30 protein-coding genes are annotated in these 24,106 nt (G+C 62.6%); 14 read left to right on the top strand and 16 right to left on the bottom strand.

Annotated elements, in window-relative coordinates:
• Positions 1 to 8: 8 nt before the first annotated feature.
• From JG747_RS23170 to purC, 7 genes are all read right to left on the bottom strand, one after another.
• Positions 9 to 650 carry a Pr6Pr family membrane protein gene (locus JG747_RS23170; RefSeq protein ID WP_019857785.1) on the bottom strand — a complete coding sequence of 214 codons (642 nt, stop codon included), beginning with the start codon at positions 648 to 650 and terminating at the stop codon, positions 9 to 11.
• A 2-nt stretch (positions 651 to 652) separates the two neighbouring features.
• Complete coding sequence (locus JG747_RS23165) at positions 653 to 1,060, bottom strand: hypothetical protein (RefSeq protein WP_019857786.1); 408 nt, start codon at positions 1,058 to 1,060, stop codon at positions 653 to 655.
• On the bottom strand, positions 1,057 to 1,722 hold the full coding sequence (locus JG747_RS23160) for a glutathione S-transferase family protein (protein WP_027046772.1): 666 nt from the start codon (positions 1,720 to 1,722) through the stop codon (positions 1,057 to 1,059). Before JG747_RS23160 ends, JG747_RS23165 begins: the two co-directional genes overlap by 4 nt.
• A gap of 70 nt (positions 1,723 to 1,792) precedes the next feature.
• Positions 1,793 to 2,461 (bottom strand): phosphoribosylformylglycinamidine synthase subunit PurQ, encoded by a 669-nt coding sequence (gene purQ / locus JG747_RS23155; RefSeq protein ID WP_019857788.1) that lies wholly within the window; start codon positions 2,459 to 2,461, stop codon positions 1,793 to 1,795.
• A complete protein-coding gene (locus JG747_RS23150; protein ID WP_202360111.1) occupies positions 2,458 to 2,712 on the bottom strand; it encodes a hypothetical protein in 255 nt (84 codons plus the stop codon). The genes purQ and JG747_RS23150 overlap by 4 nt, the downstream gene beginning before the upstream one ends.
• Positions 2,713 to 2,730: 18 nt before the next feature.
• Complete coding sequence (purS, locus tag JG747_RS23145) at positions 2,731 to 2,973, bottom strand: phosphoribosylformylglycinamidine synthase subunit PurS (protein WP_023759521.1); 243 nt, start codon at positions 2,971 to 2,973, stop codon at positions 2,731 to 2,733.
• Between the two features lie 43 nt (positions 2,974 to 3,016).
• Positions 3,017 to 3,811 carry a phosphoribosylaminoimidazolesuccinocarboxamide synthase gene (gene purC / locus JG747_RS23140; protein ID WP_010909103.1) on the bottom strand — a complete coding sequence of 265 codons (795 nt, stop codon included), beginning with the start codon at positions 3,809 to 3,811 and terminating at the stop codon, positions 3,017 to 3,019.
• Between the two features lie 275 nt (positions 3,812 to 4,086).
• Between purC and JG747_RS23135 the strand changes: the two genes are divergently transcribed.
• Both JG747_RS23135 and JG747_RS23130 read left to right on the top strand, forming a co-directional pair.
• On the top strand, positions 4,087 to 4,407 hold the full coding sequence (locus JG747_RS23135) for a DUF1476 domain-containing protein (RefSeq protein ID WP_010909104.1): 321 nt from the start codon (positions 4,087 to 4,089) through the stop codon (positions 4,405 to 4,407).
• 164 nt (positions 4,408 to 4,571) lie between these two features.
• Positions 4,572 to 5,345 carry an HpcH/HpaI aldolase family protein gene (locus JG747_RS23130; protein ID WP_019857791.1) on the top strand — a complete coding sequence of 258 codons (774 nt, stop codon included), beginning with the start codon at positions 4,572 to 4,574 and terminating at the stop codon, positions 5,343 to 5,345.
• A 38-nt stretch (positions 5,346 to 5,383) separates the two neighbouring features.
• On the opposite strand, the gene JG747_RS23125 is transcribed toward JG747_RS23130, so the two are convergent.
• Both JG747_RS23125 and JG747_RS23120 read right to left on the bottom strand, forming a co-directional pair.
• A complete protein-coding gene (locus JG747_RS23125) occupies positions 5,384 to 6,562 on the bottom strand; it encodes an acyltransferase family protein (protein ID WP_202360110.1) in 1,179 nt (392 codons plus the stop codon).
• Between the two features lie 166 nt (positions 6,563 to 6,728).
• Entirely contained in the window at positions 6,729 to 7,277 is a 549-nt protein-coding gene (locus tag JG747_RS23120; RefSeq protein ID WP_202360109.1) for an RBBP9/YdeN family alpha/beta hydrolase, read from the bottom strand.
• A 245-nt stretch (positions 7,278 to 7,522) separates the two neighbouring features.
• Between JG747_RS23120 and JG747_RS23115 the strand changes: the two genes are divergently transcribed.
• The gene (locus tag JG747_RS23115) at positions 7,523 to 8,335 is read left to right on the top strand and encodes a VOC family protein (RefSeq protein ID WP_202360108.1); all 813 of its coding nucleotides are present in this window, start codon (positions 7,523 to 7,525) and stop codon (positions 8,333 to 8,335) included.
• Between the two features lie 79 nt (positions 8,336 to 8,414).
• Here the strand turns inward: JG747_RS23115 and purB are convergent, their stop codons facing one another.
• The 3 genes from purB to JG747_RS23100 form a co-directional block, all read right to left on the bottom strand.
• Positions 8,415 to 9,722, bottom strand: a complete 1,308-nt coding sequence (purB, locus tag JG747_RS23110) for an adenylosuccinate lyase (protein ID WP_038646437.1) — start codon at positions 9,720 to 9,722, stop codon at positions 8,415 to 8,417.
• Positions 9,723 to 9,880: 158 nt separating this feature from the next.
• Positions 9,881 to 10,393: a hypothetical protein gene (locus JG747_RS23105; protein WP_202360107.1), complete on the bottom strand. Its 513-nt coding sequence runs from the start codon at positions 10,391 to 10,393 to the stop codon at positions 9,881 to 9,883.
• A complete protein-coding gene (locus JG747_RS23100) occupies positions 10,390 to 11,115 on the bottom strand; it encodes a DUF2259 domain-containing protein (RefSeq protein WP_202360106.1) in 726 nt (241 codons plus the stop codon). The genes JG747_RS23105 and JG747_RS23100 overlap by 4 nt, the downstream gene beginning before the upstream one ends.
• Positions 11,116 to 11,246: 131 nt before the next feature.
• Between JG747_RS23100 and JG747_RS23095 the strand changes: the two genes are divergently transcribed.
• Positions 11,247 to 11,501 (top strand): DUF2171 domain-containing protein, encoded by a 255-nt coding sequence (locus JG747_RS23095; RefSeq protein WP_010909112.1) that lies wholly within the window; start codon positions 11,247 to 11,249, stop codon positions 11,499 to 11,501.
• Between the two features lie 9 nt (positions 11,502 to 11,510).
• On the opposite strand, the gene JG747_RS23090 is transcribed toward JG747_RS23095, so the two are convergent.
• A complete protein-coding gene (locus JG747_RS23090) occupies positions 11,511 to 12,536 on the bottom strand; it encodes a P1 family peptidase (protein ID WP_069091995.1) in 1,026 nt (341 codons plus the stop codon).
• Entirely contained in the window at positions 12,536 to 13,603 is a 1,068-nt protein-coding gene (locus tag JG747_RS23085) for a branched-chain amino acid ABC transporter substrate-binding protein (RefSeq protein ID WP_069091996.1), read from the bottom strand. Before JG747_RS23085 ends, JG747_RS23090 begins: the two co-directional genes overlap by 1 nt.
• Positions 13,604 to 13,783: 180 nt before the next feature.
• Here JG747_RS23085 and JG747_RS23080 point away from each other — a divergent pair, with 180 nt between their 5' ends.
• From JG747_RS23080 to JG747_RS23050, 7 genes are read left to right on the top strand one after another with little or no spacing between them, the layout of a single operon-like run.
• Positions 13,784 to 14,311: a flavin reductase gene (locus JG747_RS23080; protein WP_019857800.1), complete on the top strand. Its 528-nt coding sequence runs from the start codon at positions 13,784 to 13,786 to the stop codon at positions 14,309 to 14,311.
• Positions 14,308 to 15,237, top strand: a complete 930-nt coding sequence (locus tag JG747_RS23075) for an AAA family ATPase (RefSeq protein WP_019857801.1) — start codon at positions 14,308 to 14,310, stop codon at positions 15,235 to 15,237. The genes JG747_RS23080 and JG747_RS23075 overlap by 4 nt, the downstream gene beginning before the upstream one ends.
• Positions 15,238 to 15,241: 4 nt before the next feature.
• Entirely contained in the window at positions 15,242 to 16,492 is a 1,251-nt protein-coding gene (locus JG747_RS23070; protein WP_202360105.1) for a vWA domain-containing protein, read from the top strand.
• 50 nt (positions 16,493 to 16,542) lie between these two features.
• The gene (locus JG747_RS23065; RefSeq protein WP_027046774.1) at positions 16,543 to 16,881 is read left to right on the top strand and encodes an XdhC family protein; all 339 of its coding nucleotides are present in this window, start codon (positions 16,543 to 16,545) and stop codon (positions 16,879 to 16,881) included.
• Positions 16,882 to 16,887: 6 nt separating this feature from the next.
• On the top strand, positions 16,888 to 17,592 hold the full coding sequence (locus JG747_RS23060; RefSeq protein WP_202360104.1) for an XdhC family protein: 705 nt from the start codon (positions 16,888 to 16,890) through the stop codon (positions 17,590 to 17,592).
• Positions 17,589 to 19,199, top strand: a complete 1,611-nt coding sequence (locus JG747_RS23055; RefSeq protein ID WP_202360103.1) for an NTP transferase domain-containing protein — start codon at positions 17,589 to 17,591, stop codon at positions 19,197 to 19,199. The genes JG747_RS23060 and JG747_RS23055 overlap by 4 nt, the downstream gene beginning before the upstream one ends.
• A 32-nt stretch (positions 19,200 to 19,231) precedes the next feature.
• Entirely contained in the window at positions 19,232 to 20,131 is a 900-nt protein-coding gene (locus JG747_RS23050) for an alpha/beta hydrolase family protein (RefSeq protein ID WP_202360102.1), read from the top strand.
• Positions 20,132 to 20,157: 26 nt separating this feature from the next.
• Here JG747_RS23050 and JG747_RS23045 read toward each other — a convergent pair whose 3' ends face one another.
• The gene (locus tag JG747_RS23045) at positions 20,158 to 21,210 is read right to left on the bottom strand and encodes a DUF1176 domain-containing protein (protein ID WP_019857807.1); all 1,053 of its coding nucleotides are present in this window, start codon (positions 21,208 to 21,210) and stop codon (positions 20,158 to 20,160) included.
• A gap of 140 nt (positions 21,211 to 21,350) precedes the next feature.
• On the opposite strand from JG747_RS23045, the gene JG747_RS23040 reads away from it, so the two are divergent.
• Positions 21,351 to 21,857, top strand: coding sequence for a DUF1993 domain-containing protein (locus tag JG747_RS23040; RefSeq protein WP_027046775.1), 507 nt, complete (start codon positions 21,351 to 21,353; stop codon positions 21,855 to 21,857).
• A 55-nt stretch (positions 21,858 to 21,912) separates the two neighbouring features.
• Here the strand turns inward: JG747_RS23040 and JG747_RS23035 are convergent, their stop codons facing one another.
• Complete coding sequence (locus JG747_RS23035; protein ID WP_019857809.1) at positions 21,913 to 22,077, bottom strand: hypothetical protein; 165 nt, start codon at positions 22,075 to 22,077, stop codon at positions 21,913 to 21,915.
• A gap of 385 nt (positions 22,078 to 22,462) precedes the next feature.
• Between JG747_RS23035 and JG747_RS37135 the strand changes: the two genes are divergently transcribed.
• Positions 22,463 to 22,924 carry a hypothetical protein gene (locus tag JG747_RS37135; protein ID WP_081296003.1) on the top strand — a complete coding sequence of 154 codons (462 nt, stop codon included), beginning with the start codon at positions 22,463 to 22,465 and terminating at the stop codon, positions 22,922 to 22,924.
• Positions 22,925 to 23,038: 114 nt separating this feature from the next.
• On the top strand, positions 23,039 to 24,106 hold the full coding sequence (locus tag JG747_RS23025; RefSeq protein WP_202360101.1) for an aldo/keto reductase: 1,068 nt from the start codon (positions 23,039 to 23,041) through the stop codon (positions 24,104 to 24,106).

Below are 24,106 nucleotides of genomic sequence, written 5' to 3'. Positions count from 1 at the left end.
GGCCAATCTCAACGGACCCTTTTGGCCTCGCGATGGCCGATGCCGCGATCGATAAAAGCGGCAATGATAGAGATCACCAGGAACAGCGCGGTGATGGCCAATGCCGCAATGGCTACGCTGGCGGCGCCGTTCTTGGCGACATCGAGGAAAGGGTAGGGCACTTCACCCGCGATCGGTGCCCGTACCAGCGCATAGGCAAGATAGGCGATGGGGTAGAGCATCCACCAGGAAATGTCGCTCCATCTCGTTCTGCCGTCGGCCCCTGCTACCAGCCACCACAGCACGAACAGGACTGGCGTCACATAGTGCAGCAGCACATCACAGAGCAGGAACAGGCCTTGCGGCTGCCAGAGCCGTGCCAGAACCGTGGCATAGACGATGAAGACGACGGTGATCGAAACCGCAACACCCGCACGCATCCGCGGCCCGGCGAAAGCCGGCAGCCAGGCATAGCCGGTGGATGACAGCAGGGATGTGTACACCAGCACAGCGCCAATGTTGGTCAGGATGGTGAAGAAGCTGAACAGGAAGACGATCGAGCCGAGCAGGCTGCGGCCGGCTTCCATCGACGCTGGGATGCTGATGCAGAACTGCAGGACGAGGCCGACCAGACCAATGGCCAGACCCGTCACCTGCAGGAAGCGGCCCATGCTCAGGCGGTGGCGGCGCAGGCCGGATTGCCCGTCTGCCAGCGGGCAATGTCCGAGCCGATGCGTGCGCCGAGCGGGTCGTTCATCAGCGGTCCGAACACGTCGACGCGGCTCGAATTGCCTTGCGCTTGCACAACCAGCAACGGCTTGCCGCCATAATGCTTGGCCGGCACCAAAAGGAAACGCGGCGTGCCGCTGAACGAGTTCAGTTCATTGGCCATCTGATATTGCTTGAAGGCCGGGTCCTTGCTGGCGATCCAGCATTTGTGGGCCGCGATCGCCACTTGTTCCATGGCCAGCAGTGCCGCACTTTTGCCTGAGGGCGCCGGCGTGCTCTTCGGGGTCGATTGGCATGACGCCAGGGCAAAGCCTGCGGCTGCGACGAGAACGATCGTCTTGCTCTTGATCAAGCGGCACCCATCTCGAGTTCGGTCAGAGAGATCTTCAGGCCGTCGGTCATCTCGCCCCAGACCCGCGACAAGGCCGGATGCTGCGAGGCGATCTGCTGATAGGCATCGAATTTGGGATAGGCGTCGAGCAGGTCGTGGCGACCGGTCATGGCGCGGAAATTGTTGAAGATGAAACGGGTCGGCGTCAGCCAGGCGTCGGCAAAGCTGATGTCGTTGCCCAGCGCGAAGGGGCCCTGCGCCATGCGTGCCTCGATCGCCGCCAGCCCGTGATGCAGGCGGGCGAATTGGGCGTCGATCTCGGCATTGTTGCGCTTCGGCACGAAATGCAGCTCGAATAGCTTCATCATCGGCGTCAGTACGTCGAGATCTGTGATGCGGGCGAACATGCGTACCAGCGCGCGGTCCTTGGAATCGGGCGGCAGCAGCGCCGGTTCCGGAAACCGTTCCTCGAGATATTCGGCGATGACAACCGATTCGACGATGGTTTCACCCGAGCCGGTGATCAGCACCGGAATCCGGTTCATCGGCGAAATGGCGCGAAACGCTTCGGGGATTGGAAAACCCGGCGGCGGCGCGATGATCTTGAGGGGCACGTCCTTGATATAGGCCAGAGCCCGCACGATCGACGAATAGGGCGACAACGGCCGCGAATAGAGTTTCATGACCGTCTCTCTCCCCAGAGCAATGGACTCGATGTCCGTGTAAAGCTTGCCGCATTCGCGGCTGAGATCGTCAAGCGGCGATACCGAGCGCGCCTTCGAACAGCGCCCGGCCGTCGCTGCCGCCATGGGCGGCCTCGATCAGGTTTTCCGGATGCGGCATCAGGCCGAGCACATTGCCTTGTTCGCTGATGATGCCGGCAATGTCGTTGATCGAGCCATTGGGATTGGTGCCCTCGGCATAGCGGAACACCACCTGGCCTTCGCCTTCGAGGCGGGCAAGGGTTTCGGCATCGGCGAAGTAATTGCCGTCATGATGCGCCACCGGCGAGCGGATGATCTGGCCCGGCTGGTAACGGCGGGTGAACATGGTGTTGGCGTTGGTGACCTCGAGCTTGACCTGCCGGCAGACGAATTTCAGCGAGGTGTTGCGCATGAGCGCCCCCGGCAGCAGGCCGGCCTCGACCAGGATCTGAAAGCCGTTGCAGACGCCGACGACTGCGACGCCCTTGGCCGCCTTTTCGGCGACGGCCCGCATGACCGGCATGCGCGCTGCGATCGCGCCGCAGCGCAGATAGTCACCGAAGGAGAAGCCGCCTGGGATGGCGATCAGGTCGACGTCAGGGATTTCAGTGTCGGTCTGCCAGACGGTAACCGGCGGTTTTCCTGAAATCTTGGTCAGTGCCGCGATCATGTCGCGGTCGCGATTGAGGCCAGGCAGGAGGACGACGGCTGATTTCATTTTGGTTCAAAAGGCCTTTGAGCTTCGGCAAGTTCGCGCAGGTCGAGACGGCGGTCAATACGTTCGAGCCGATCATCCTGACGGGCGAGAATTCCGTAGATGTTGTGGATATCGCTTTGCGTCGCCACCATGTGACCCCGCATCACATTCAATTCCCGTTTCGTTTCAGAAACATCCTGACGAAGCTCAGCAATCTCGTGATGAACGCGCTTCAGAAGCTCGAACATCAGCTCATTCGTAACTTCCGGCATAGTGGCTCCGGCACAACCTCAGGTTATGGCCACACTATAGTTCTCAATTACCGTATTCGCCAGCAGCTTGTCGCACATGGCTTTCAGATCCGCCTCGGCCTTGGCCTTGTCGCTTTCCGCCAGTTCGACGTCGAACACCTTGCCCTGCCGCACCGCGCCGACGCCGCCGAAGCCCAGACCGGACAGTGCGTGTTCGATCGCCTTGCCTTGCGGGTCGAGGACGCCGTTCTTGAGGGTGACGGTAATGCGGGCCTTGATCACGCTGGACATGCTCCTGTTCTAAGTATCGGATCGCAAGCCGCTATCAGTGCGGCTTGCCTTTGACGACGTCGGTCGAAGCGACAAGCACCGGGCCGGTCGGGCGCGGCGGCTCGTTCTCGTTCATGATGCCGAGGCGGCGGGCGACTTCCTGGTAGGCCTCGACGAGGCCCCCCATGTCGCGGCGGAAACGGTCCTTGTCGAGCTTGTCTTGCGTCGCCACGTCCCACAGGCGGCAAGAGTCCGGCGAAATCTCGTCGGCGACGACGATGCGCATCATGTCGCCCTCGAACAGGCGGCCGCATTCGATCTTGAAGTCGACGAGCTGGATGCCGACGCCCATGAACAGGCCGGAGAGGAAATCGTTGACACGGATGGCGAGCGCCATCACGTCGTCGATCTCCTGCGGGCTTGCCCAGCCGAAGGCGGTGATGTGCTCTTCCGACACCATCGGATCGTCGAGCGCGTCGGCCTTGTAGTAGAATTCGATGATCGAGCGCGGCAGGACGGTGCCTTCCTCGATGCCGAGGCGCTTGGACAGCGAGCCGGCGGCGACGTTGCGCACCACCACCTCGAGCGGGATGATCTCGACTTCCTTGATCAGCTGCTCGCGCATGTTGAGCCGGCGGATGAAGTGGGTCGGGATGCCCATGCGGTTCAAGTGGTTGAAGATGTGCTCGGAAATGCGGTTGTTGAGCACGCCCTTGCCGTCGACGACCTCGTGTTTCTTCTTGTTGAAAGCGGTCGCATCATCCTTGAAGAACTGGATGAGTGTACCCGGCTCCGGGCCCTCATAGAGGATCTTGGCCTTGCCTTCATAAATGCGGCGGCGATTTTTCATCTGATTTTTTCTCTGGATTTGCGGGCAGGCGGCAAGCGACCAGTTCCTGTCCGTCTGCCTATATTAGTGCGGCGACGGTTGGGTTCAATGCCGGGTCTATCCCAATCACACCGTTTGCTCAATCGGCAAATCCGTCCAATCAACCGCTTTCGGGACTGAAATGCCGCAGCGCAGCATATGACGAAGCGTATTGACCGGCTCGCGACCTTTTGGTTTGTGCTTTGGCAACACACATATCTCTTGCCAACGAATCGGATTTGACCCGGAGGGACGCCATGAGCAGCATGAAAGATCGCGAAGAAGGCTTCGAGCGCAAATTTGCATTCGACGAAGAGCTTCGTTTCAAGGCGTCGGCGCGCCGCAACAAGGCGCTCGGCCTGTGGGCCGCCGAAAAGCTCGGAAAGTCGGGTGCCGACGCCGATGCCTATGCCAAGGAAGTCGTTGTTTCCGACATCGAGGAAGCCGGTGATCACGACGTGTTCCGCAAGATCCGCAAGGATTTCGATGCCGCCGGTGTCGAGCAGTCTGACCATCAGATCCGCCGCACCATGGACGAACTGATGGCGCAGGCGATCGAGCAGATCAAGAACACCTGATCCGGGAAGACGCAGGTTTCGCAAAAATGTCCCGGTTTTGCGACGGAACCTGCGGCAAAGGACTGACTGGACCAATCGACCGCCCGGCCAAGCCGGGCGGTTTTTCTTTGCCTTCGCCGTGGTTTCCGGCTGAAACTGCCGACATTAACGAGGAAAGAGATTAGATGTCCCTGAAGTCCCGCCTTGCTGCCGATGAAACCCTGGTCACCGCCTGGTCCGGAGTGCCGGACGCCCTGACCGTCGAGATCCTCGCCAAACAGGGCTTCGATGCCATCACGCTCGACATGCAGCATGGCGGTCATCACGAGGACAGCGTGCTGCGCGGTCTTATGCCCGTGCTTGCCGCAAACAAGCCGGCGCTGGTGCGCATCCCCGTCGGCCGTTTCGACATGGCAAGCCGGGCGCTCGATTTCGGCGCCGAGGCGGTGATCGCGCCGATGGTGAATTCGGTGGCCGATGCAAGACTGTTCGCCGCGGCAATGAAATATCCACCGCTCGGCGAGCGCTCGTGGGGGCCCACCTACGCCTTTCCGCGCCACGGCAAGGGCGACTATGCCGAATGGCTGCGCGACACCAATCAGCGCACCATGGCCTTTGCCATGGTCGAGACGCGCGCCGCGCTCGACGCGCTCGACGGCATTCTCGACACGCCCGGCATTGACGGCATCTTCCTCGGGCCGTCGGATTTCTCGATTGCCTGGACCAATGGCGCCACGGTCAGTTCGACGCTGGAGAGCATGATGGAGACGGTGGCGGCGGTGGCCGAGCGCACCCGCAAGGCCGGAAAACATGCCGCGATCTATGTCGTCGAACCAGCAATTGCCGGCCGTGTCGTCTCGATGGGCTATCGCCTGCTCGCCACCGGGTCCGAGCATGCGTTGATTTCATTGGGGGCAAAGACACTGTTGAAAGATATCAAGGATTCGATCGGAGCCTGAACCCGAACCGGACGAGCTGCCGTCGCGGCGCCGGGCGGTCAGGCGCTCGCTGCAGCAGGCGCCGCGGCGATAGGGCCGCCGCGCCTGAACCTGTTGAACAGGGCGCCGAGCACCTGGACCCACCAGTTGTTGAAGATCACGAGCGGCAACGCCGCGAGGATCGAACCCAGCATGGCGGCGGCGGCACCAAGTGCGGTGGAACCGCTGACCAACAGAACCCATGATGCCAGTGAGCAGATAACGGGCAGATGCACGAGGTAGAGCGGGAAAGACAGGTCGCCCAGGAAACGTGCCGCCTTGCCCGAGAGCCATGCTGGAGGCTCCTCCACACTTAGCATAGCGTAGACCAACATGATGCTTGCCGGGATGGCCACGCAGGCTTGCCTCAGGCCGACATCATCAGAAACCGCGGTCTCAAGCAGCGCAAAGGGCCGATATATGCCGACAGCACTCCCCGCGTAGCCCAGCAGCGTAAGGGAAACGATCACCATGGCGCCTCTTACCCAGCGATTCGGGCGCAAACCCATGGCGAGAAGCGGATAGAGCATGAGGCTGGCCGGAAAGGCACAAAAGAAGAAGCTGACTTGCAGCGCCAGGAACACGCCTGTTGCTATGCAGAACCAGGAAAGCAGCGTCCAGCGGCCCAGGAGGAAAAAGACGATGGGGGCGAGGGCGAAAGTCAACATGCTCCCCCAGAACTCGACCGTCATGGTCCACAGGCTGCTGTCATAATATTTGTCGCCGTAGATAAACGTCCGCCAGGCCCCTTGCTGGAACGCGTCGGCGAAACTCGCTGTCTCCGGCGAGAGCACCCTTGAAGCATTGCCGAATCTGCTCAGCCACTCGGATTGGGTGACCGCAGCCGCATCCTTGAAGAAATACAGATCGAGCTTGAAGATGAAACAGGATGCCAGAACCGTGACAAGCACTGGTCCCGCCAGACGAGGCAAACGCTTAATCGCACCCAGCAGCAGATCTTGCGCTTCGCGGGACTGGAAATAGCGCTTCACAAGCACATAGGAAGAGAGGACGAAAAACAAGTAGACGGCAGAGCCGCCATTGAAGGCGATGAAAGCCAGACTTGTCTTGAGGGATTGCGCGGCGTTGTCTCCGTCTCCGCCCGCCGCCGACGGGGCGAAAGCACGCAAAATATGCCCATTCAAAACGACCAGCGCTGCAGCACCCCTCAAAAATTCGAGTGAAGCGTCCTTGCGCAAGCGCTTACTTTCGTTTGAGCGTGAAGAATTGTTATTGAGCAATATCGCATATACGCGGTGAACAGAGTTCGCCGCGTATAAGAAGTATCGCGAGCCACCTTAAATTATTGTTTATTGGAGCTCGGGGGTTTCTTCGGGGACTCTGTGCGTCGACTTTGGGTCTGAATCACAGATCCGTCAGGAACTTGGCGAAGGTCATCGAGCCTTCGGGCCAAGGGCCGAAGCCGGAATCCTGGTTGAGATGGCCGGTCTCGCCGGCATCGATGAACAGCGAACCCCAGGCGCCGGCTATGTCCTCGGCGACATCGAAGGCACAGAACGGGTCGTTGCGGCTGGCGATCACGATCGACGGAAAAGGCAGCGGCTCGCGCGGGTAGGGGCCGAAGGTCATCAGGTGCTTCGGCTTGATCTCTGGGTTGGCGACATCGGGCGGCGCCACGAAGAAGGCGCCGGCGACCGGTTTGACGAATTGCGGGATGGCCTGCACGGCCGCAGCCACCCCTAACGAATGTGCGACGATGACCACCGGCTTCTCAGCCTCGTTGACCGCTTTGGCCACGCTCGCCGTCCAGTCCTCGCGCACCGGCTTCGACCACTCTGCCTGCTCGACGCGACGCGCCGTCGACAGTTTCGATTGCCAGCGGGTTTGCCAATGCTCGGGTCCGGAATTGGTGTAGCCCGGAACGATCAGGATATCTGCATCTTTGACTTTCATGGCGCTGAGATAGCGAGCGCGATTGCCTCATGCAACCGTTGATGGACGCGTTCCTGCTCGTAATGGTGAACACCATGTTCGCTTTTCGCCGTCTTGTGTGAACGATCGCGATCGACGATCTGTCGTTGGGAGAGAAACAGCCGTGGAGGACCGGGATTTTGGCGCTGACACGACGTACAATGATCGGCGGCGCCGGGCTCCTGGCATTGGGAGCTTCATCAAGCGTTGCCGCAATGGAGATTACGATGAGCGAACTGCCATTTGCCGCCACCACGCCGGTGAGCGTTGCCCGCGTCGGGCTGAAGGCGCGCGATGCCGAAAGCCTCGCCGCCTATTACCGCAGGGTTGTCGGCCTGCAGGAATTGAGCCGTGCCGATGGCGCGATCACGCTCGGCGCCGGCAGCCGTCCGTTGCTGGTCCTTGAGCCGGATGCTTCCGCCAAACCGGACGATCCGCGTAGCGCCGGCCTGTTCCACACGGCCTTCCTGCTGCCCAGCCGTGCCGATCTCGGCCGCTGGATCAGCCACGCCATATCAGACAAGATCGCCATCGAGGGTGCGTCCGACCATCTGGTCAGCGAAGCGCTCTACCTGACCGACCCCGAAGGCAACGGCATCGAGATCTATGCCGACCGTCGACCGCAGGACTGGAAATGGAACGGCGACAAGATCGCCATGGCGACCGAACGGCTCAACATTCCGGCTGTCGTCGGCGAAGTGCCGGCCGGCGATGCAGGCTGGCAAGGCGCGCCCGAAAACAGCATTGTCGGCCATGTCCATCTGCGTGTCGGCAGGCCGGAAGAGGCGGAAGCCTGGTGGAACCAGGAATTCGGCTTCGACACGGTGGCCAGATATGGCGGTCAGGCAGTGTTCCTGTCGTCAGGCCATTACCATCATCACATCGGCGCCAATGCCTGGCAGAGCGCCGGCGCCAGCCGTCGCGACCCGTCGCGCTCGGGCCTCGCCTGGGTCGAGATGCGTTCGGACAATGTGACCGGCGAAACGACCCGTGAGGATCCCTGGGGCACGGTGATCAGGACCATTCCTGGAAAGGCGTGATCGGCTTTGTCCCTCGCAGGTTCGGATACGAAAAGGCCCGCCGGAAAGGCGGGCCTTTTTCTTTGGCGCGTTTAGGTTCTCAAGCCTCCCCAAACACCCGCCTGAAGATCGTGTCGACGTGCTTGGTGTGGTAGCCCAGGTCGAATTTCTCGCGAATTTCCGCCTCGGGGAGCGCGGCGGTGACTTCCTTGTCGGCCAAAAGTTCCTCAAGAAAATCAGCGCCTTGCTCCCACACCTTCATGGCGTTGCGCTGCACCAGCCGGTAGGAGTCCTCGCGCGACAGGCCGGCTTGCGTCAGCGCCAGCATGACGCGCTGCGAATGCACCAGGCCGCGGAACTTGTTCATGTTCTTCAGCATGTTCTCGGGATAGACGACCAGCTTGTCGACGACGCCGGTCAGGCGTGACAGCGCGAAATCCAGCGTCACCGTGGCGTCCGGCCCGATCATGCGCTCGACAGAGGAGTGCGAGATGTCGCGCTCGTGCCAGAGCGCCACATCCTCCATCGCCGGCAGCGCCATGGAGCGCACCATGCGGGCAAGGCCGGTGAGGTTTTCCGTCAGCACCGGATTGCGCTTGTGCGGCATTGCCGACGAGCCTTTCTGGCCCGGCGAAAAATACTCTTCCGCTTCCAGCACCTCGGTGCGCTGCAGGTGCCGGATCTCGGTCGCCAGCCGCTCCATCGACGAGGCGATGACGCCGAGCGTGGCAAAGAACATGGCGTGGCGGTCGCGCGGGATCACTTGCGTCGACACCGGCTCCGGCTTCAGCCCTAGCTTTGCCGCGACATGCTCCTCGACATAGGGTTCGATGTTGGCGAAGGTGCCGACTGCCCCTGATATGGCGCAGGTGGCGATGTCTTCGCGTGCGTGCACCAGCCGCTCGCGGCAGCGCGAGAATTCGGCATAGGCCTGCGCCAGCTTGATGCCGAAGGTTGTCGGCTCGGCATGGATGCCGTGGCTGCGGCCGATGGTAACGGTGTCCTTGTGTTCGAAGGCGCGGCGCTTGAGCGCGGCAAGCAGGCCGTCAATGTCGGCGAGCAGAATGTCGCTGGCGCGGGTAAGCTGGACGGCAAAGCAGGTGTCCAGGACATCCGAAGACGTCATGCCCTGGTGGATGAAACGCGCATCCGGTCCGACGAATTCGGCAAGATGTGTGAGGAAGGCGATGACGTCATGCTTGGTGACGCGTTCGATCTCGTCGATCTTCTCGACGTCGAATTTCGCGGCACCGCCCTTTTCCCAGATGGTCTTTGCCGCTTCCTTCGGGATGACGCCGAGTTCGGCCAGCGCGTCGCAGGCATGGGCCTCGATTTCGAACCAGATGCGAAACCGGGTTTCGGGCGACCAGATGGCGACCATTTCCGGCCGGGAATAGCGAGGGATCATCGGTCAGTCCTGATGTGTCTAGAGCAATTCCAGGAAAAGTGTGCAGCGGTTTTCCCACAGGAATTGCGAAAAAGAAGGAGTTAGAGCGGGTCGGCGGTTCTACCAAGCGCTGAACCGCTCAAGGTTAGCCCGCCTCCTAACAGAGACAGACAAAATGCTCAACGCCGCTGCTGCGCAAACCAGAGGCTGGCGGCAAACAAGGCGATGAACCCAAGCGGAAAATAGAGCCTGATGCCCAGCACCATGAACTGGTAGGACGCCACCGCCATCGTGAAGGCGAGTTGAAACCCCCAGGTGAGGGTGAAGACCGGTGCATGCCATTCGGCATAGTAGGACCGGTATTGCAAGGCATAGAACCCGGCGGTCAGCCCGATCGTCGCGGCGGCAAGGCACACCATTGCCGCCGCGAAGGCGACCTCCCGGCCCCTTCCGAGCGAGACCAGCCGTGCCGCGAACAGGCCGACCGGAAAGGCCAGCGCGCCGCCGCCCGCAAACAGCAGCGACACGGTGCGGATTTTCTCCGGAGTCACCCAATTATCCAGCAACAGGTTGATGAGCGCGCTCGTGCCCATGGTTGCGGCCCACAAGAACGACCCGAAAAGCGTCGCGCGCCACCCTGGCAAGGCGCGGCGGACGTAGTTCACGTTGAGTGTAGCGGCGTACGGTGTCACAGGCGGCCGGTCACGGCGATCCAGCGGAAGTCCGGACCCTCGAAGCCATATTGGCGCACAGCGATCAGCACCGCATAGGCGCTGAGGCTATCCATGGAGAATGTCTGGACCGCACCGATGCGGTAGCCGTTCGGGCAGCCGCGGCTTTTGGGGATAGACTTGTCCTCATGCAGCAATTTGGTGGTGCCGCCATCCTGCGCTTCGATGCGCAGCAGCCGGAAGCCATTGATCTCGCCCTGACTGTCGCAGCCTTCGGTGTTGTTCATGCCGATCTCGTCCAGCCGGAACTCGAGCGGTTGGTCGACCGGAGAGAAGATAGGGCGCGGATTGACCGCCATGCGGTGCGGATCGGCCGAAAGCTCGGTCACCGGGTTGAAGCCGGCGGTGATGCCGCGGTTGGCGCTCAGCTCGGCCTGGCTGACAATGGCCTCGCCCTTTTGCCGGGCCTGGAGGCGCGCCGCGTCGAGCTTGGCGTTCTCGTCGTCGAGCCGGACCCTGATCGGCGTGCCCTTGAGAAAGCTGTCGGTGCTCGTGTCGATGTAATAGCGGTTGGCATAGGGGAAGCCCGACCCGTCCTGGACGCCGTATTCCTCGAAGGCGAACACGCCGCCATCCTTGCTGAAGCCAAGGATTTCAAGCTCGGCGACATCGCCGGCCCGAGCGGCGATAGACGCTGAAAGCTGTACTGCCAGGGAGATGGCAAACAGGAAAAGCATTCGCATCTTTTTCACTCCCGCAGCCGTGATCGTTGCAATCCCTAGCACGACGAAATCAAAACGTCGTGCAGGACGAAGCCGATGCATCCAATCGGCTCGTCATTTGTTATTGTCGGCAGTCCCAATGGAGAACCACCATGACCGACACCAGCAAAATTCGTGAGCATATGGAAGTCGTGGGCGCCGATGGCGTGCATCTCGGCACTGTCGACAAGGTCGACGGCCAGCGCATCAAGCTGACCAAGGCCGACAGCGGCGAGGGCGCTCACAAAGGTCATCACCACTACATTCCTCTGGCCCTGGTTGCAGAAGTCGATGGCAAGAAGGTGTGGCTGTCGGCGAATTCCGACGTGGCGGTGACGTTCGAGGAAGAAAAATCCGATCCGGTCTGATCGATTGATTCAGCCCAAACGCGACGACCAGACGGGAAACAGGTCGTTGTCCGCCGGCGTCGCGGCAAACACGCCGCGGCTGATGGCGCGCGCCATGGTGGCGCCGGCTGCGGCATAAAGGTCGATTGCCGCATCGGCCTCGAGCCGGATGCCGCTTGTTCCCGTCGCCAGCGCGAACACAAGATCGCCGTCGGCCGGCGTGTGCGTCGGCCAGATGGCGCGCACGAAGCCGTCATGCGCCGACATTGCCAGGCGTTTCGCAGCGGCCTTGCTGAGAACCGCATCCGTTGCGATGACGGCGATCGTGGTGTTGCCGCCGGATTCCATCTGCCTGTCTGCCTGCCTGTCGCGGTATTTCAGCAAGATCGCCTTCGCATCGTCCGGCATGGGCGCGGGATAGCCGAGCCCGCCGTATTCGTCGCCGATTTCGAAGGGCGCCGCCCAGAAATGACGGGTGCGCCCGACGGTCACCGATCCGGTCGGATTGACGGCGGCCAGCGCACCGATGGTGACGCCAGTGTCCAGCAGCGTCGAAGCGGAGCCCAGGCCGCCCTTCAGCCCGGCGGTCAGCGCACCGGTGCCGGCGCCGACCGTGCCCAACTGGAAATCGGTGGCGGCGGATTGCGCTGCCTCATAACCGAGGTCGCGATATGGGGGATAACGACCCCACTCCTTGTTCCCACCGTTGCGCAGGTCGAACAGGATGGCCGCCGGCACGATCGGCACGCGAAATCCGCCCACCTCGAAGCCGATGCCGCGCTCGCGCAATGCCGCCTGCACGCCAGACGCGGCATCAAGGCCGAAAGCCGAACCGCCGGACAGCACCACGGCGTGGATCGCCTCGATCGAATTGTGCGGTTCGAGCAGGTCCGTCTCGCGCGTGCCTGGCGCGCCGCCCAGGATCTGGACACCGGCCACCGCTGGTTCGTCGCAAAGGATAGTCGTCACGCCGGATTTCAGCCGGGCGTCGGAAGAATTGCCGACGCGCAGGCCAGCAACGTCGGTGATCAGATTGCGCGGACCGGTGCGGAACATCAATTGCTTTCCAAAGGCACGAAGCGCGTGCCGTCGAAGCGGAAGACGCGGTAGGGGCTCTGGCTGAGGTCGCCCTTGGCATCGAAGCGGACCGGCCCGATCGCCGTGGTGAAATCATGCCCGCTCAGCGCCTCGGTCAGCGGCTTGCCTGGGGACAAGGCCGATGCCGCCTTGGCTATCTCCACCGCCGCATAGGCCGGCAGCGTGTAGCCGTCCGGCACGATCTTTCGCGCGGAGAAACTTTCCAGCACCTTTGCGTCGGCGACATCGGCCCATTCGGGCGGCGCGATCATCAGCGTACCCGTCGCATAGGGCACGTCTCCGGGCGGCGTGCGCAGATTTTCGCCGCCGGCAAAGACGATGCCGGCCTGCAGCTGCGCGGCGTCGCGGCCCATAATGGCGATGTCGTCACCGTCGCCGCCGGCAAAGACGTGCGTGGCGCCGGCCTTCTTCAGCCGCCCGATCATCCCTATCTGGTTGTCGAGCTGCGGCCGGAACGTGTCGACGAACACCGGCTTCAGCGCCGCTTGCTCGGCCGCCGCGCGAAATGTTTCCGCCATCTCGCGCCCATAGATGGTGCCGTCATCGATGATGGCGAACAGCTCCTTCTGCCACAGGCGGGTGAGGGTGGAGGCGACGGCGTTGCGCTCATCGTCGCCGCGCGGCCCCAGGCGATAGACCGGCCAGCCGGTCTTGGCGCGGCGGTCGGTGAGGCTTTCGGTGCGCACGCCGACGGTGATGACCGGGATATTGGCGTCCTTGAGGATCGGCATCGCCGCCTCGATGGCTTCGGTGCAAAGGAAGCCGACCACGACACTGACCTTGGCCGCGGCAAAAGCCCTGGCCGCGGCAGCGCCGCCATCGGCGGTGCAGGCATCATCCTCGGTCTTGAGTTCGACGCCGTTTGCTTGCGCCGCGAGCCCAGCACCGGCCTCGATCTGCTTGCCGAGGATGGCCGACGGTCCCGACAACGGAGCAGCAACGCCGAGCGTCAGCGTCTGAGCGCTGGCGGCGCCGGCCAGGAATAGCCAGGCCAGCGCGGCCGATATCGTTGCCCCGGGTCGCATTCTGAGAAGAGTTCCTCCCAAGCCCGCGATAACAGCGCGAGCGCCAATTCCGCCAAGACCTAAAGGCTGCCCGGCCTTGGTGCAACACGCGAATTCGGGGATATGGGCCAAGCACTTCGCTTGTGGCATGTCATGTCTGGCCATATATAGCGGTAGAGTTCTGGCTATGGACAATTTCCGGTGCTGAAGAAGAATGACATTGGGCCACAGGCCTATCGCGACGCGATGAGCCATTTTGCCGGCCACGTCCATGTGGTCACGACCGACGGGCCGGCCGGCAAGCGCGGCACGACGGTGATCGCTGCCTGCTCGGTGTCGGACACGCCGCCGACCATCTTGGTGTGTCTCAACCGCGAAAATGCCAAGAATGAGCTGTTCGTGAAAAACGGGCGGTTTGCCCTGAACACGCTGGCCTCGCACCAGGAGCCGCTGTCGGTCGGCTTTTCCGGCATGACCGGCCTGCCGGTCGAGGAGCGTTTCGCGCTCGGCGAATGGGACGTGATCTCCACCGGCGCACCGACGCTGAAGGGGGCGCTGGCCGTATTCGACTGCGAACTGTTCGACACCAAGGATCTGGCCACGCATCGTGTGCTTTTTGGCAAGGTGACAGGCCTGCGCATGGGCGATAATTTGCGGCCGCTGATCTATCACGCCCGCGGCTACCATGTCCTGGACAGCGGAGCGGCGGCGTTCACGGAGAAAGAATGACCGAACTGAAACCGCGCCCCGTACCGCGGACGATCGACGAGACGCTCGATCTCCTGACCGGCGCGGATTATGTGGCGGACCGATCGCTGGCGACCGTGCTTTTCCTGTCGCTGCGTATGAACCGGCCATTGTTCCTCGAGGGCGAGGCCGGTGTCGGCAAGACCGAGATCGCCAAGGTGTTGGCGCAGGCGCTTGGCCGCCGGCTGATCCGCCTGCAGTGCTATGAAGGGCTCGACGTTTCGTCTGCTGTCTACGAGTGGAATTATGCCGCGCAGATGATCGAGATCCGCATGGAGGAGGCTGCCGGCAAGGTCGACCGCACCGCGATGGAGCGCAACGTCTTCTCGGAAAAATACCTGATCCGCCGCCCGGTGCTCGATGCGCTGACCGGCAAGACAGGGGCGGCTCCGGTCTTCCTGATCGACGAACTCGACCGCACCGACGAAGCCTTCGAGGCCTTCCTGCTCGAAATCCTCTCCGACTACCAGGTGACGGTGCCCGAACTCGGCACCATCAAGGCGGAAGAGCCGCCGATCGTCATCATCACCACCAACCGCACCCGCGAGATCCATGACGCGTTGAAGCGGCGCTGCCTGTATCACTGGGTCGATTATCCCAATGCCGAGCGCGAATTGGAGATCGTGCGCCGCAAGGTGCCGCGAGCCAATCAGCGGCTTTCGGCGGAGGTGGTCTCCTTCATCCAGAAACTGCGCCAGATCGAATTGTTCAAGGTGCCGGGCGTTGCCGAGACCATAGATTGGGCCGGCGCGCTGACCGAACTCGACAAGGTGGCGCTCGATCCGGAGACCGTTTCCGACACGATCGGCGTGCTGTTGAAATACCAGGACGACATTGCCCGCATCGGCACGGGCGAGGGCCGGCGCATCCTTGACGAGGTCAAGGCCGAGCTCGCGGCGGCGGAGTAACGCGATGAAGGCGCCGGGTGCTTACCCCAAAGAGGCGACGGCGGACGGGCGCATCGCCGACAACATCGTCTATTTCGCCCGCACCTTGCGCAAGGCAGGCATGCGGGTCGGGCCGGCCTCGGTCAAGGATGCCATCGAGGCGGTGCTGGCCGCAGGCATCGGCTCGCGTGACGATTTCTACTGGACGCTGCATGCGGTGCTGGTGTCCAGGCACGAGGATCACCCGGTCTTCGACGAGGCTTTCCGGCTGTTCTGGAAATCGCGCGAACTGATCGAGAAACTGCTGGCGATGTTTTCGCCGGTGGCGCCCGACATCAAAGAGAAGCAGAAGCCACGCGCGGCCGAAAACCGCGTCAGCCAAGCCATGTTCGAAGGCCATCAGAAAAACCAGCCACCTCAGGAAGTCCCTGAGATCGAGGTTGATGCCCGCTTCACCTTTTCCGGCAACGAGGTGTTGCGCGGCAAGGATTTTGCCCAGATGAATGCAGCCGAAATGGCGGACGCGAAGAAGGCGATCGCCGAGCTGCGGCTGCCTTTCGACATGGTGCGGACCAGGCGCTTCAAAGCCGATGCGCATGGCCGCCGCATCGATCCGCGTGCCATGATGCGCTCGGCCGCGCGCACCGGCGGTGAATTGATCCTGCCGAAATTCCGCTCGACCCGCGAAGTCCACCCGCCGCTGGTGGTGCTGGCCGACATTTCCGGTTCGATGAGCCAGTACACGCGCATCTTCCTGCATTTCCTGCACGCGCTGACGGAAAAACGCCGCCGCGTCCACACCTTCGTCTTCGGCACGCGGTTGACCAATCTGACCCGGCAGATGCGCCACCGCGATCCCGATGCCGCCCTTGCCGATTGTTCGGCGGCGGTGAAGGACTGGTCCGGCGGCACGCGTATCGGCGACACCCTGGCCGAGTTCAACCTGATATGGTCGCGGCGCGTGCTGGGACAGGGCGCGGTCGTGCTTCTGATCACCGACGGGCTGGAGCGCGACGATGTCGCCGGCCTTTCCGAAGAGATGGAGCGGCTGCACAAATCCTGCCGGCGGCTGATCTGGTTGAACCCGTTGCTGCGCTTCGACGGTTTTCAGGCACGCGCCCGCGGCGTCAAGGCGATGCTGCCGCATGTCGATGAATTCCGCTCGGTACACAATCTCGAGGCGCTCACCGACCTCTGCGCGTCGCTGGACAAGAAGTCGGCACAGTCCGTTGATCCGCGGCGATGGATGGAAGCTGGCGCGAGGCACGCCGCATAGCCATATGTTTTCCCGGCTCCCTGGAAAAACAGACCCTGAGAGAAGCAACGATGAACGACAGTCTTTATCTCGATGAGGCCCGCGATCCGCTGATCATCGCGGAAGGTTGGATGAAAGATGGCAAGGATGTCGCCATTGCCACCGTGGTCGAGACCTGGGGTTCGGCGCCGAGGCCTGTCGGCAGCCATCTGGTCATTGACGCCGAAGGCAATTTCCACGGCTCGGTTTCGGGCGGTTGCGTCGAGGGCGCCGTGGTGAGCGAGGCGATTGACGTTATCGACTCCGGCAAAGCCAAGATGCTGGAATTCGGCGTCGCCGACGAAACCGCCTGGCAGGTCGGCCTGTCCTGCGGCGGCCGCATCAAGGTGTATGTCGAGCGGTTGGGCTGATCTCAGATGGATCCATACGCCCTGAAGACTTTGAATGCCGAGCGCCGCGCCCGGCGCGCGGCGATCCTCGTCACCGATCTCGGTGATGGCCGCGACCGCATCGTGCGTGAGGGCGACCAGGTCGCCGGCGATCTTGGAGCCGCGATCGCCAGAGCTTTTCGGTCGGGCAATTCCGGTTCGGTCGAGGCCGAAGGGCGGACCTTCTTTCTCAACGCGCATCTGCCGCAGCCCCGCCTCGTGGTGATCGGCGCCGTCCATATCAGCCAGGCGCTGGCGCCGATGGCGAAGATCGCCGGCTATCCCGTCGAGATCATCGATCCGCGCACGGCTTTTGCCACGCCGGACCGGTTTCCCGATGTCGCTCTGCATGCCGAGTGGCCGGAAGATGTGTTGAAGCGCCATCCGCTCGACAGCTACACCGCACTTGCCGCCGTAACCCATGACCCGAAGATCGACGATTTCGCGTTGAAGGCGGCACTCGACGCCAATTGCTTCTACGTCGGCGCGCTTGGCAGCCGCAAGACGCACGCCAAGCGCGTCGAAAGGCTGCTGGCGCTGGGTGCGAGTGCCGACCAGATCGCCCGCATCCACGCGCCGATCGGGCTCGATATCGGTGCCGCCAGCCCCGCCGAGATCGCCGTTGCGGTTCTCGCTCAGACCATCCACGCCTTCCGCTCGCGCGGCCTCGATGCCAAAGGCGCAGTGGCGTGAAATTCGGTCCGATTGCGATTGAAGAGGCCGAAGGCGCGGTGCTGGCGCATGCCACTACCGCTGGTGAAAAGCGCTTTCGCAAGGCGCACAGGCTGAGCGCCGAAGATGTTTCCATACTCAAGCGGGCTGGCGTCTCGCAGGTCGTTGCGGCGGTGCTGGGCTCGGATGATCTCGGCGAGGACGCCGCGGCGCAGAGAATTGCCGAGAGCATGAGGTTCAGCGGCATCGAGGTGAGGCCGGCGGCCACCGGCCGGGTCAATCTCCACGCCAAGGCATCAGGCATCTTCACGGTCGATGCTGGGATGATCGACGCCATCAACGCGGTCGATCCCGCCATCACCATTGCCACGCTCGCGCAGCATGCTCCGGTCGAAAAAGGTCAGATGGTGGCGACGGTGAAGATCATCCCCTTTGCGGTCGCCTCCGCCTTGGTCGACACCGTGATGAAAATCTGCGCCGGCGGCGCGATATTTGCCGTCAACGCCTATCAGCCGGTGCGCGTCGGCGTCATCCAGACGGTTCTGCCGGGCATCAAGCCCAGTGTGCTCGACAAGACGCTGCGCGTCACCGAAGCGCGGCTGGCGCGTTCGGGCGGCAGGTTGACGGCGGAGCGCCGCACGCCGCACGAGATCGCGCCCGTGGCGGAGGCTGCTGCCTCGCTGGCGCGCGACAATGACCTGGTGGTGATCTTCGGCGCCTCGGCGATGAGCGACTTCGCCGATGTGGTGCCGGCAGCGATCGAGAGGGCGGGCGGAACAGTTGTCCGCGCGGGCATGCCGGTCGATCCCGGCAATCTGCTGGTGCTCGGTACACTCGGCGGCAAGCGCGTCATCGGCGCGCCCGGTTGCGCCCGCAGTCCCAAGGAAAACGGCTTCGACTGGGTGCTCGACCGGCTGGTTGCCGGCCTCGACGTCACCGCGAAGGATATTGCCGGCATGGGGGTCGGCGGGCTGCTGATGGAGATCCCGACGCGGCCGCAGCCGCGCGAACCGCTGCCGGCCAAGAGCCGGCTCAAGGTCGCCATCGTGCTCCTGGCGGCTGGCCGGTCGAGCCGCATGGGCGGCCCGAACAAGCTCATGGCGCTGTTCGACGGCAAGCCGCTGGTGCGTCGCACTGCAGAGCGCGCTCTCGCCTCGAAGGCGTCGGGCACGATCGTCGTCACCGGCCATCAGCGCGAGCGCGTACGCGCGGCTTTGCCTGGCCTCGACGTCACTTTCGCCGACAATCCCGACTTCGCCGATGGCCTGTCGACCTCACTGAAGGCTGGCATTGCCTATCTCCCCGAAGACACCGCCGGCGCGATGATCGTCCTCGGAGACATGCCTGGCATCGAATCTGACGATCTTGACCGGCTGATCGATGCCTTCCGCGAGGCCGGAGGCAATTCCGTGGTCCGCGCCTCGCATCAGGGCAAGCGCGGCAACCCCGTGCTCCTGCCGCGCGCGCTGTTCCCGGCCATCGCTCATCTCGAAGGTGATACCGGCGCACGCCATCTGGTTGAGGCCGAGGGGCTCGATGTCGTCGATGTCGAGATTGGCGAGGGCGCCTCTGTCGACGTCGACACCCGCGAGGCGCTCGAAGGCGCCGGCGGCGTGCTGCAGGATTGACAAACCCAGGCTGAATTACGCAAGCCTGCGGTATGGCTTTTCGTTTTCTTTCTTCCCTCCACGGGTTTCTGGCTGCGGTTTTTGTTCTTTGCCTTGCCGGCCAGGCCGATGCGCTCGAACTAAAACCCTTCAAGGACGATCTCTTCGCCTATCCGGCGACATTGTCGACCGGCGACGGCGGCGCTTACACCGTCATCGACTACCGCGAGATGCGCGATATCAACCAGCGCGACGAAGTGCCGGAAAAGCGCGTGCATCCGCAGTACACCGACACCGGCGTGCGCAAGGTGCAGCAGGATTTGATGCTGAAGACGGACGCCGGCGATGTCAGGCACGTCGCCGTCGGCAAGACGCAAGACGCCGGCCTCATCGTGCTCTATCTGCACGGCCAGGGCGGCAGCCGCAAGCAGGGCGTCGACGACTTCACGTTCGGCGGCAATTTCAACCGACTGAAGAACCTGATGGCCGGCAATGGCGGGCTTTATCTCTCGCCGGATTTCCCTGATTTCGGCGACAAGGGGGCCGCACAGGTCGCGGCCTTGATCGATCATTATGCCGAACAGTCGCCGGGCGCGAAAATCTTCGTCGCCTGCGGCTCGATGGGTGGCGCGCTGTGCTGGAAGCTTGCCGCGCGCAACGATACCGGCCGGCGCATCAACGGGCTGCTGCTGCTCGGGTCGCTATGGGACGAGAGTTTTCTCGCAAGTCCCGCCTTCAGGCGCCATGTCCCGGTCTTCTTCGGCCAGGGCAGCCATGACGTGGTGTTTCCCGTGGCGAACCAGGAAGCCTTCTTCCGCTCCATCATCGCCAGGTCGAAGGCCTATCCCTATCCGACCCGGTTCGTGCGCTTCGAGACCGGCACGCACGGCACGCCGATCCGCATGGTCGACTGGCGCGGCACGCTGAACTGGATGCTGTCGAAGGCGCCTTGACCGGCGCTGTCTGGCAGCCCCGGCGCTCAGGGCGCGGTGTTGTAGTCGACGACCGTCTGTGGGTTCTCCTCGCCGTCATAGGATGCATCGACGTCATACTGGACCAGCGAGAAATCGCCGTTGCGAAACAGATAGGTTCCCGAATCGGAGGCATCGCCGACGCCACGCCACTTGTCGAAGGTGGTGATTGTGTGGGTGTCCGCGTCATAGTTGGAATTGACCGCCCAACCGGTCGTCTCGAAGCCGACGATGCTCATGCCCAGCAATTTGCCGTCGCTGTTATTGTTCTCGTAGCGGATGTCCATCTTGGGTTCGGCGAACTGCAATTGCCGCACTTCAGACAATTCGTCGGTCATGTAGTAGACCGAACTTTCATTGTAGGCCGCCGCCGAACAGGAGAAATGGAACAGCCGCGTTTCCTTGTCGGGATCGCCGGGCTGCGCATCCTTGTCCTTGTACTTGATCGAAAATACCTCCGGCTCATTGCCCAGGAACTGCTTGTCGCACTGGTCGCTATAGGTCGCCAGGAAGGCTTTCTTGGCCTTCTCGAGTGCCGTATCCTTCTTCGGCGGCGGCGGGCCGTCGCCGCAGCTTGGCGGCAGCGCCGCCTCGAAATCCGCCGTTGAGGGTTTCAGCGCGCCTTTTTCGATGTGGATCGGATCGAAGGGCGGCGCGGCCTGGATCTGCGCATTGACCTGGCGCAGCGTGTAGCAGCCGGCAAAGACCTTTTCGCCGCCGCTCTTGTCGGTGGCACGGATGGCGACCGGGACGTTGTAGAAGATGCTGCCGGCGGCCCCGTCGTCGGAAATAGCTCCGGTCGTGACTTCCACCTTGTCGGTCCCGTCATAACCCTTGACGAAACTGTCAAAATCCTTAGCCGGCTTTGCGTCTCCGTAGTAACCCCAGGCGCGGGCGAATTCGTGCCGGTTGATTGCGCTGTAGAGCGAGCGAATGACCGCCTCGGCGCTCGATCGGTCGTCGACATAGGGTGCTTCGGGCGCGTCGTCGGCGGCCAGCGACGCTTGGCCTGATATGGCAAGGGAGAGAAAGGCAGCCGCTGCAAGAAGGACGCGTCTCATCGGGAATCTCCGGTCGATAACGGAAATTCTACCATGGCGATTGCGGCGGCGTGGTGACGTGGAGCCCACGGCGCTTGAAGAATCGCGCGCGCAGGCGCTACGTCGCTGCGCCGGCGTTCCGACCGGACAGGAGATCTGACGTGACGATATCGATGTATGAGGCATCCGTGCCCGTGTTTTCAGCCAGGCTGAAAGCACTTTCCAATGTGCTGGCGGCTGCCGAACAGAATGCGCTTGACCGCAAGATCGACCCGCAGGTGTTTTTGACGGCGCGGCTCGCACCCGACATGTTCGCCTTGACCCGGCAGGTGCAGATCGCCACCGACCACGCCAAGGGCGCGCCGTCGCGGCTGGCTGGCCGCGAGGTACCAAAATACGAGGACAATGAAGCAAGCTTTGCCGATCTCGAGGCGCGGATCGCCAAGACGCTCGCGCTTCTGGCGACGTTCTCCGCCGCCGATATCGACGGCTCCGACGACAAGGTGATCGAACTGAAACTCGGCGGACGCGAAACGACGTTGGGTGGCATGCAGTATCTGCTGCACGTGGCCATGCCCAATTTCTACTTCCACCTCACCACCGCTTACGACATCCTTCGCCACAATGGCGTGCCGCTGGGCAAGGCGACATTCCTGGGATCGCGTTAAGGGGCAGGCATTCCGAGATGTCCCGGATCCGTCCGGGACATCTCGCGAGACGCATCTAGCGAATGGACATTTCGCGGGCGACGCGCGGAAAATCGGCGGGCTTGATGCCGATATCGGCGCGATCGGCATTGCTCATCGCATGAAGCAGCGCGAGCGCCGCGCGGTATCGCAGATGTTCCTGCGGGCGCGGCCGGGCGAACATTTCCGTGAAGAAACCCATGAATCAGGCTCCTGGTTGGTCCTCCACGCCAGCCAATATAGGTGAATCGTGACAATTGTGCAGTGCAGCATTTGCATGCCTGCTATGTCCGGATAAGTTTCCTAATTTTTTTGCGGCGACTGAAACTTCCGCGTCGCACCAACCGTAGGCTTCGACGCTGGCTCATGGCCAGTTTTTCCTCGCCACTCCTGGCGAATTTCCGGACTGCATGAAAATGCAGTCCGGCTTTTTGTTTTGAGGGACCGGTCGCGATCCTCGAATGGCTAAATTCATTAAGATCGGTGGTATGTATTTTTAACGAGCCGGTTCTATGGTCTGGAAACTTTGACAGTCAGGCAAGGGGGAGGCTGACATCGCTACCAGCGCCAAGCGTGATTTCGCTTCGCTGCTCGACGACCTCTTCGTTGCCTCCGACAAGGGCGACGGTATCGAGGGCGACGAGGCTGGCGCGCGTCCGTCAATTCCGTTCGATTATCTGTCGGTCGCCGATGAACTCCATTCCGGCCGCATCAAGGTATCCGCCGCCGAGTATCGCGAGGCCGGTGCCGACCTGGCGAGCGAATTCGCCGCCTTGCTCGAACACGCTAAGCTGGCGCTGGCTGCCGAGGACCCGAAGCCCGAGGAAAAACTCCCGCCGATCGATCCGGAGTCGATCGCGGCCGAACTGGGCCTGAACCAGCCCAAGAGCGCCGTCGATTTCGGCCGCATGCGCCGCAGCTTTGCTTTCACCAACCATCCCGATCGCGTCGCCCCGCATCTGCGCCAGCGCGCCATGATCCGCATGCAGGTGGCCAACATGCTGATCGACGAGGCCAAGCGCCGCGCCGTTGCTGGTGTCCGCCGCTAGCCAGGCCCGCTGGCTCACGCAAAAGTCGGCTTGGTGAGGCTTGGAGAGCGGCATGGCTTTCCCTATACATGCAGCCTCCTTCCCGCGCAGACTTTCCCTCCGGAGCAAAATTCCATGCACAAACGCCGTCTCGGTCGGACCGATCTCCTTGTTACCCAGATCTGCCTTGGTTCGATGACCTGGGGCCAGCAGAACACCGAGGCCGACGGCCACGCGCAGATGGATCTGGCTTTTTCGCGCGGCGTCAATTTCATCGACACCGCCGAGCTCTACCCGATCCCGCCCAAAGCGGAGACGCAGGGGCGGACGGAGAAGATCATCGGCAGCTGGATGAAGGCCAAGGGCAACCGCGACAAGGTTATCCTTGCCTCCAAGGTCGTCGGCCGCACCGCCAACAGCTGGTTTCGCGGCGACAGGCCGTCGCAACTGGTACGCGCCGATATTCTTGACGCCGTCGACAAATCCCTGACCAAGCTCGGCACGGACTATCTCGACCTCTATCAGATCCACTGGCCGGAGCGGGATATCCCCTGGGGTGCCAACCCGACGCGCGTCGGGGCGGTCGCGCCCCGTGCTGATGCAGTCGGCGCACCGGCCGACGAAACGCCGATCGCCGAGACGCTTGCCGTCTTCGACGAGCTGGTGAAGGCGGGAAAGATCCGCCATTTCGGCCTGTCGAACGAAAGTTCCTGGGGCGTCATGCGGTTTCTTGCCGAGGCCGACAAAGGCGTTGGTCCGCGCGTTGCGTCGATCCAGAACGCCTACAATCTCGTCAACCGCACCTTCGAGGTGAATCTTGCCGAGGTCTGCGAGCGCGAACAGGTGTCGTTGCTGCCTTATTCGCCGCTGGCGCAGGGCTACTTGACCGGCAAATACGACCATGGCGCCCGACCGCAGGGCTCGCGCTCGCAATTGTTCAATCGCGGCCAGCGTTACGAAACGCCGAATGCCGCTGAAGCACTGCTCGAATACAATGAACTGGCGCGCTCCTTTGGCCTAGAACCGGCGCTGTTCGCCAACGCCTATGTCTCGAGCCGGCCCTTCGTTACCTCCAACATTATCGGCGCGACGACCATTCCGCAGCTCGAAATGGCGTTGTCTTCGGTGGATGTCGTCTGGACCGAAGAGATGCAAAACGCGGTGGACGCGATCCATCAGCGGGTCGGCAATCCCTGCCCCTGA

The sequence above is a fragment of the Mesorhizobium sp. 131-3-5 genome (assembly GCF_016756575.1).
Lineage (GTDB): Bacteria > Pseudomonadota > Alphaproteobacteria > Rhizobiales > Rhizobiaceae > Mesorhizobium > Mesorhizobium jarvisii.
This window is presented reverse-complemented; position numbering and strand designations above follow the sequence as displayed.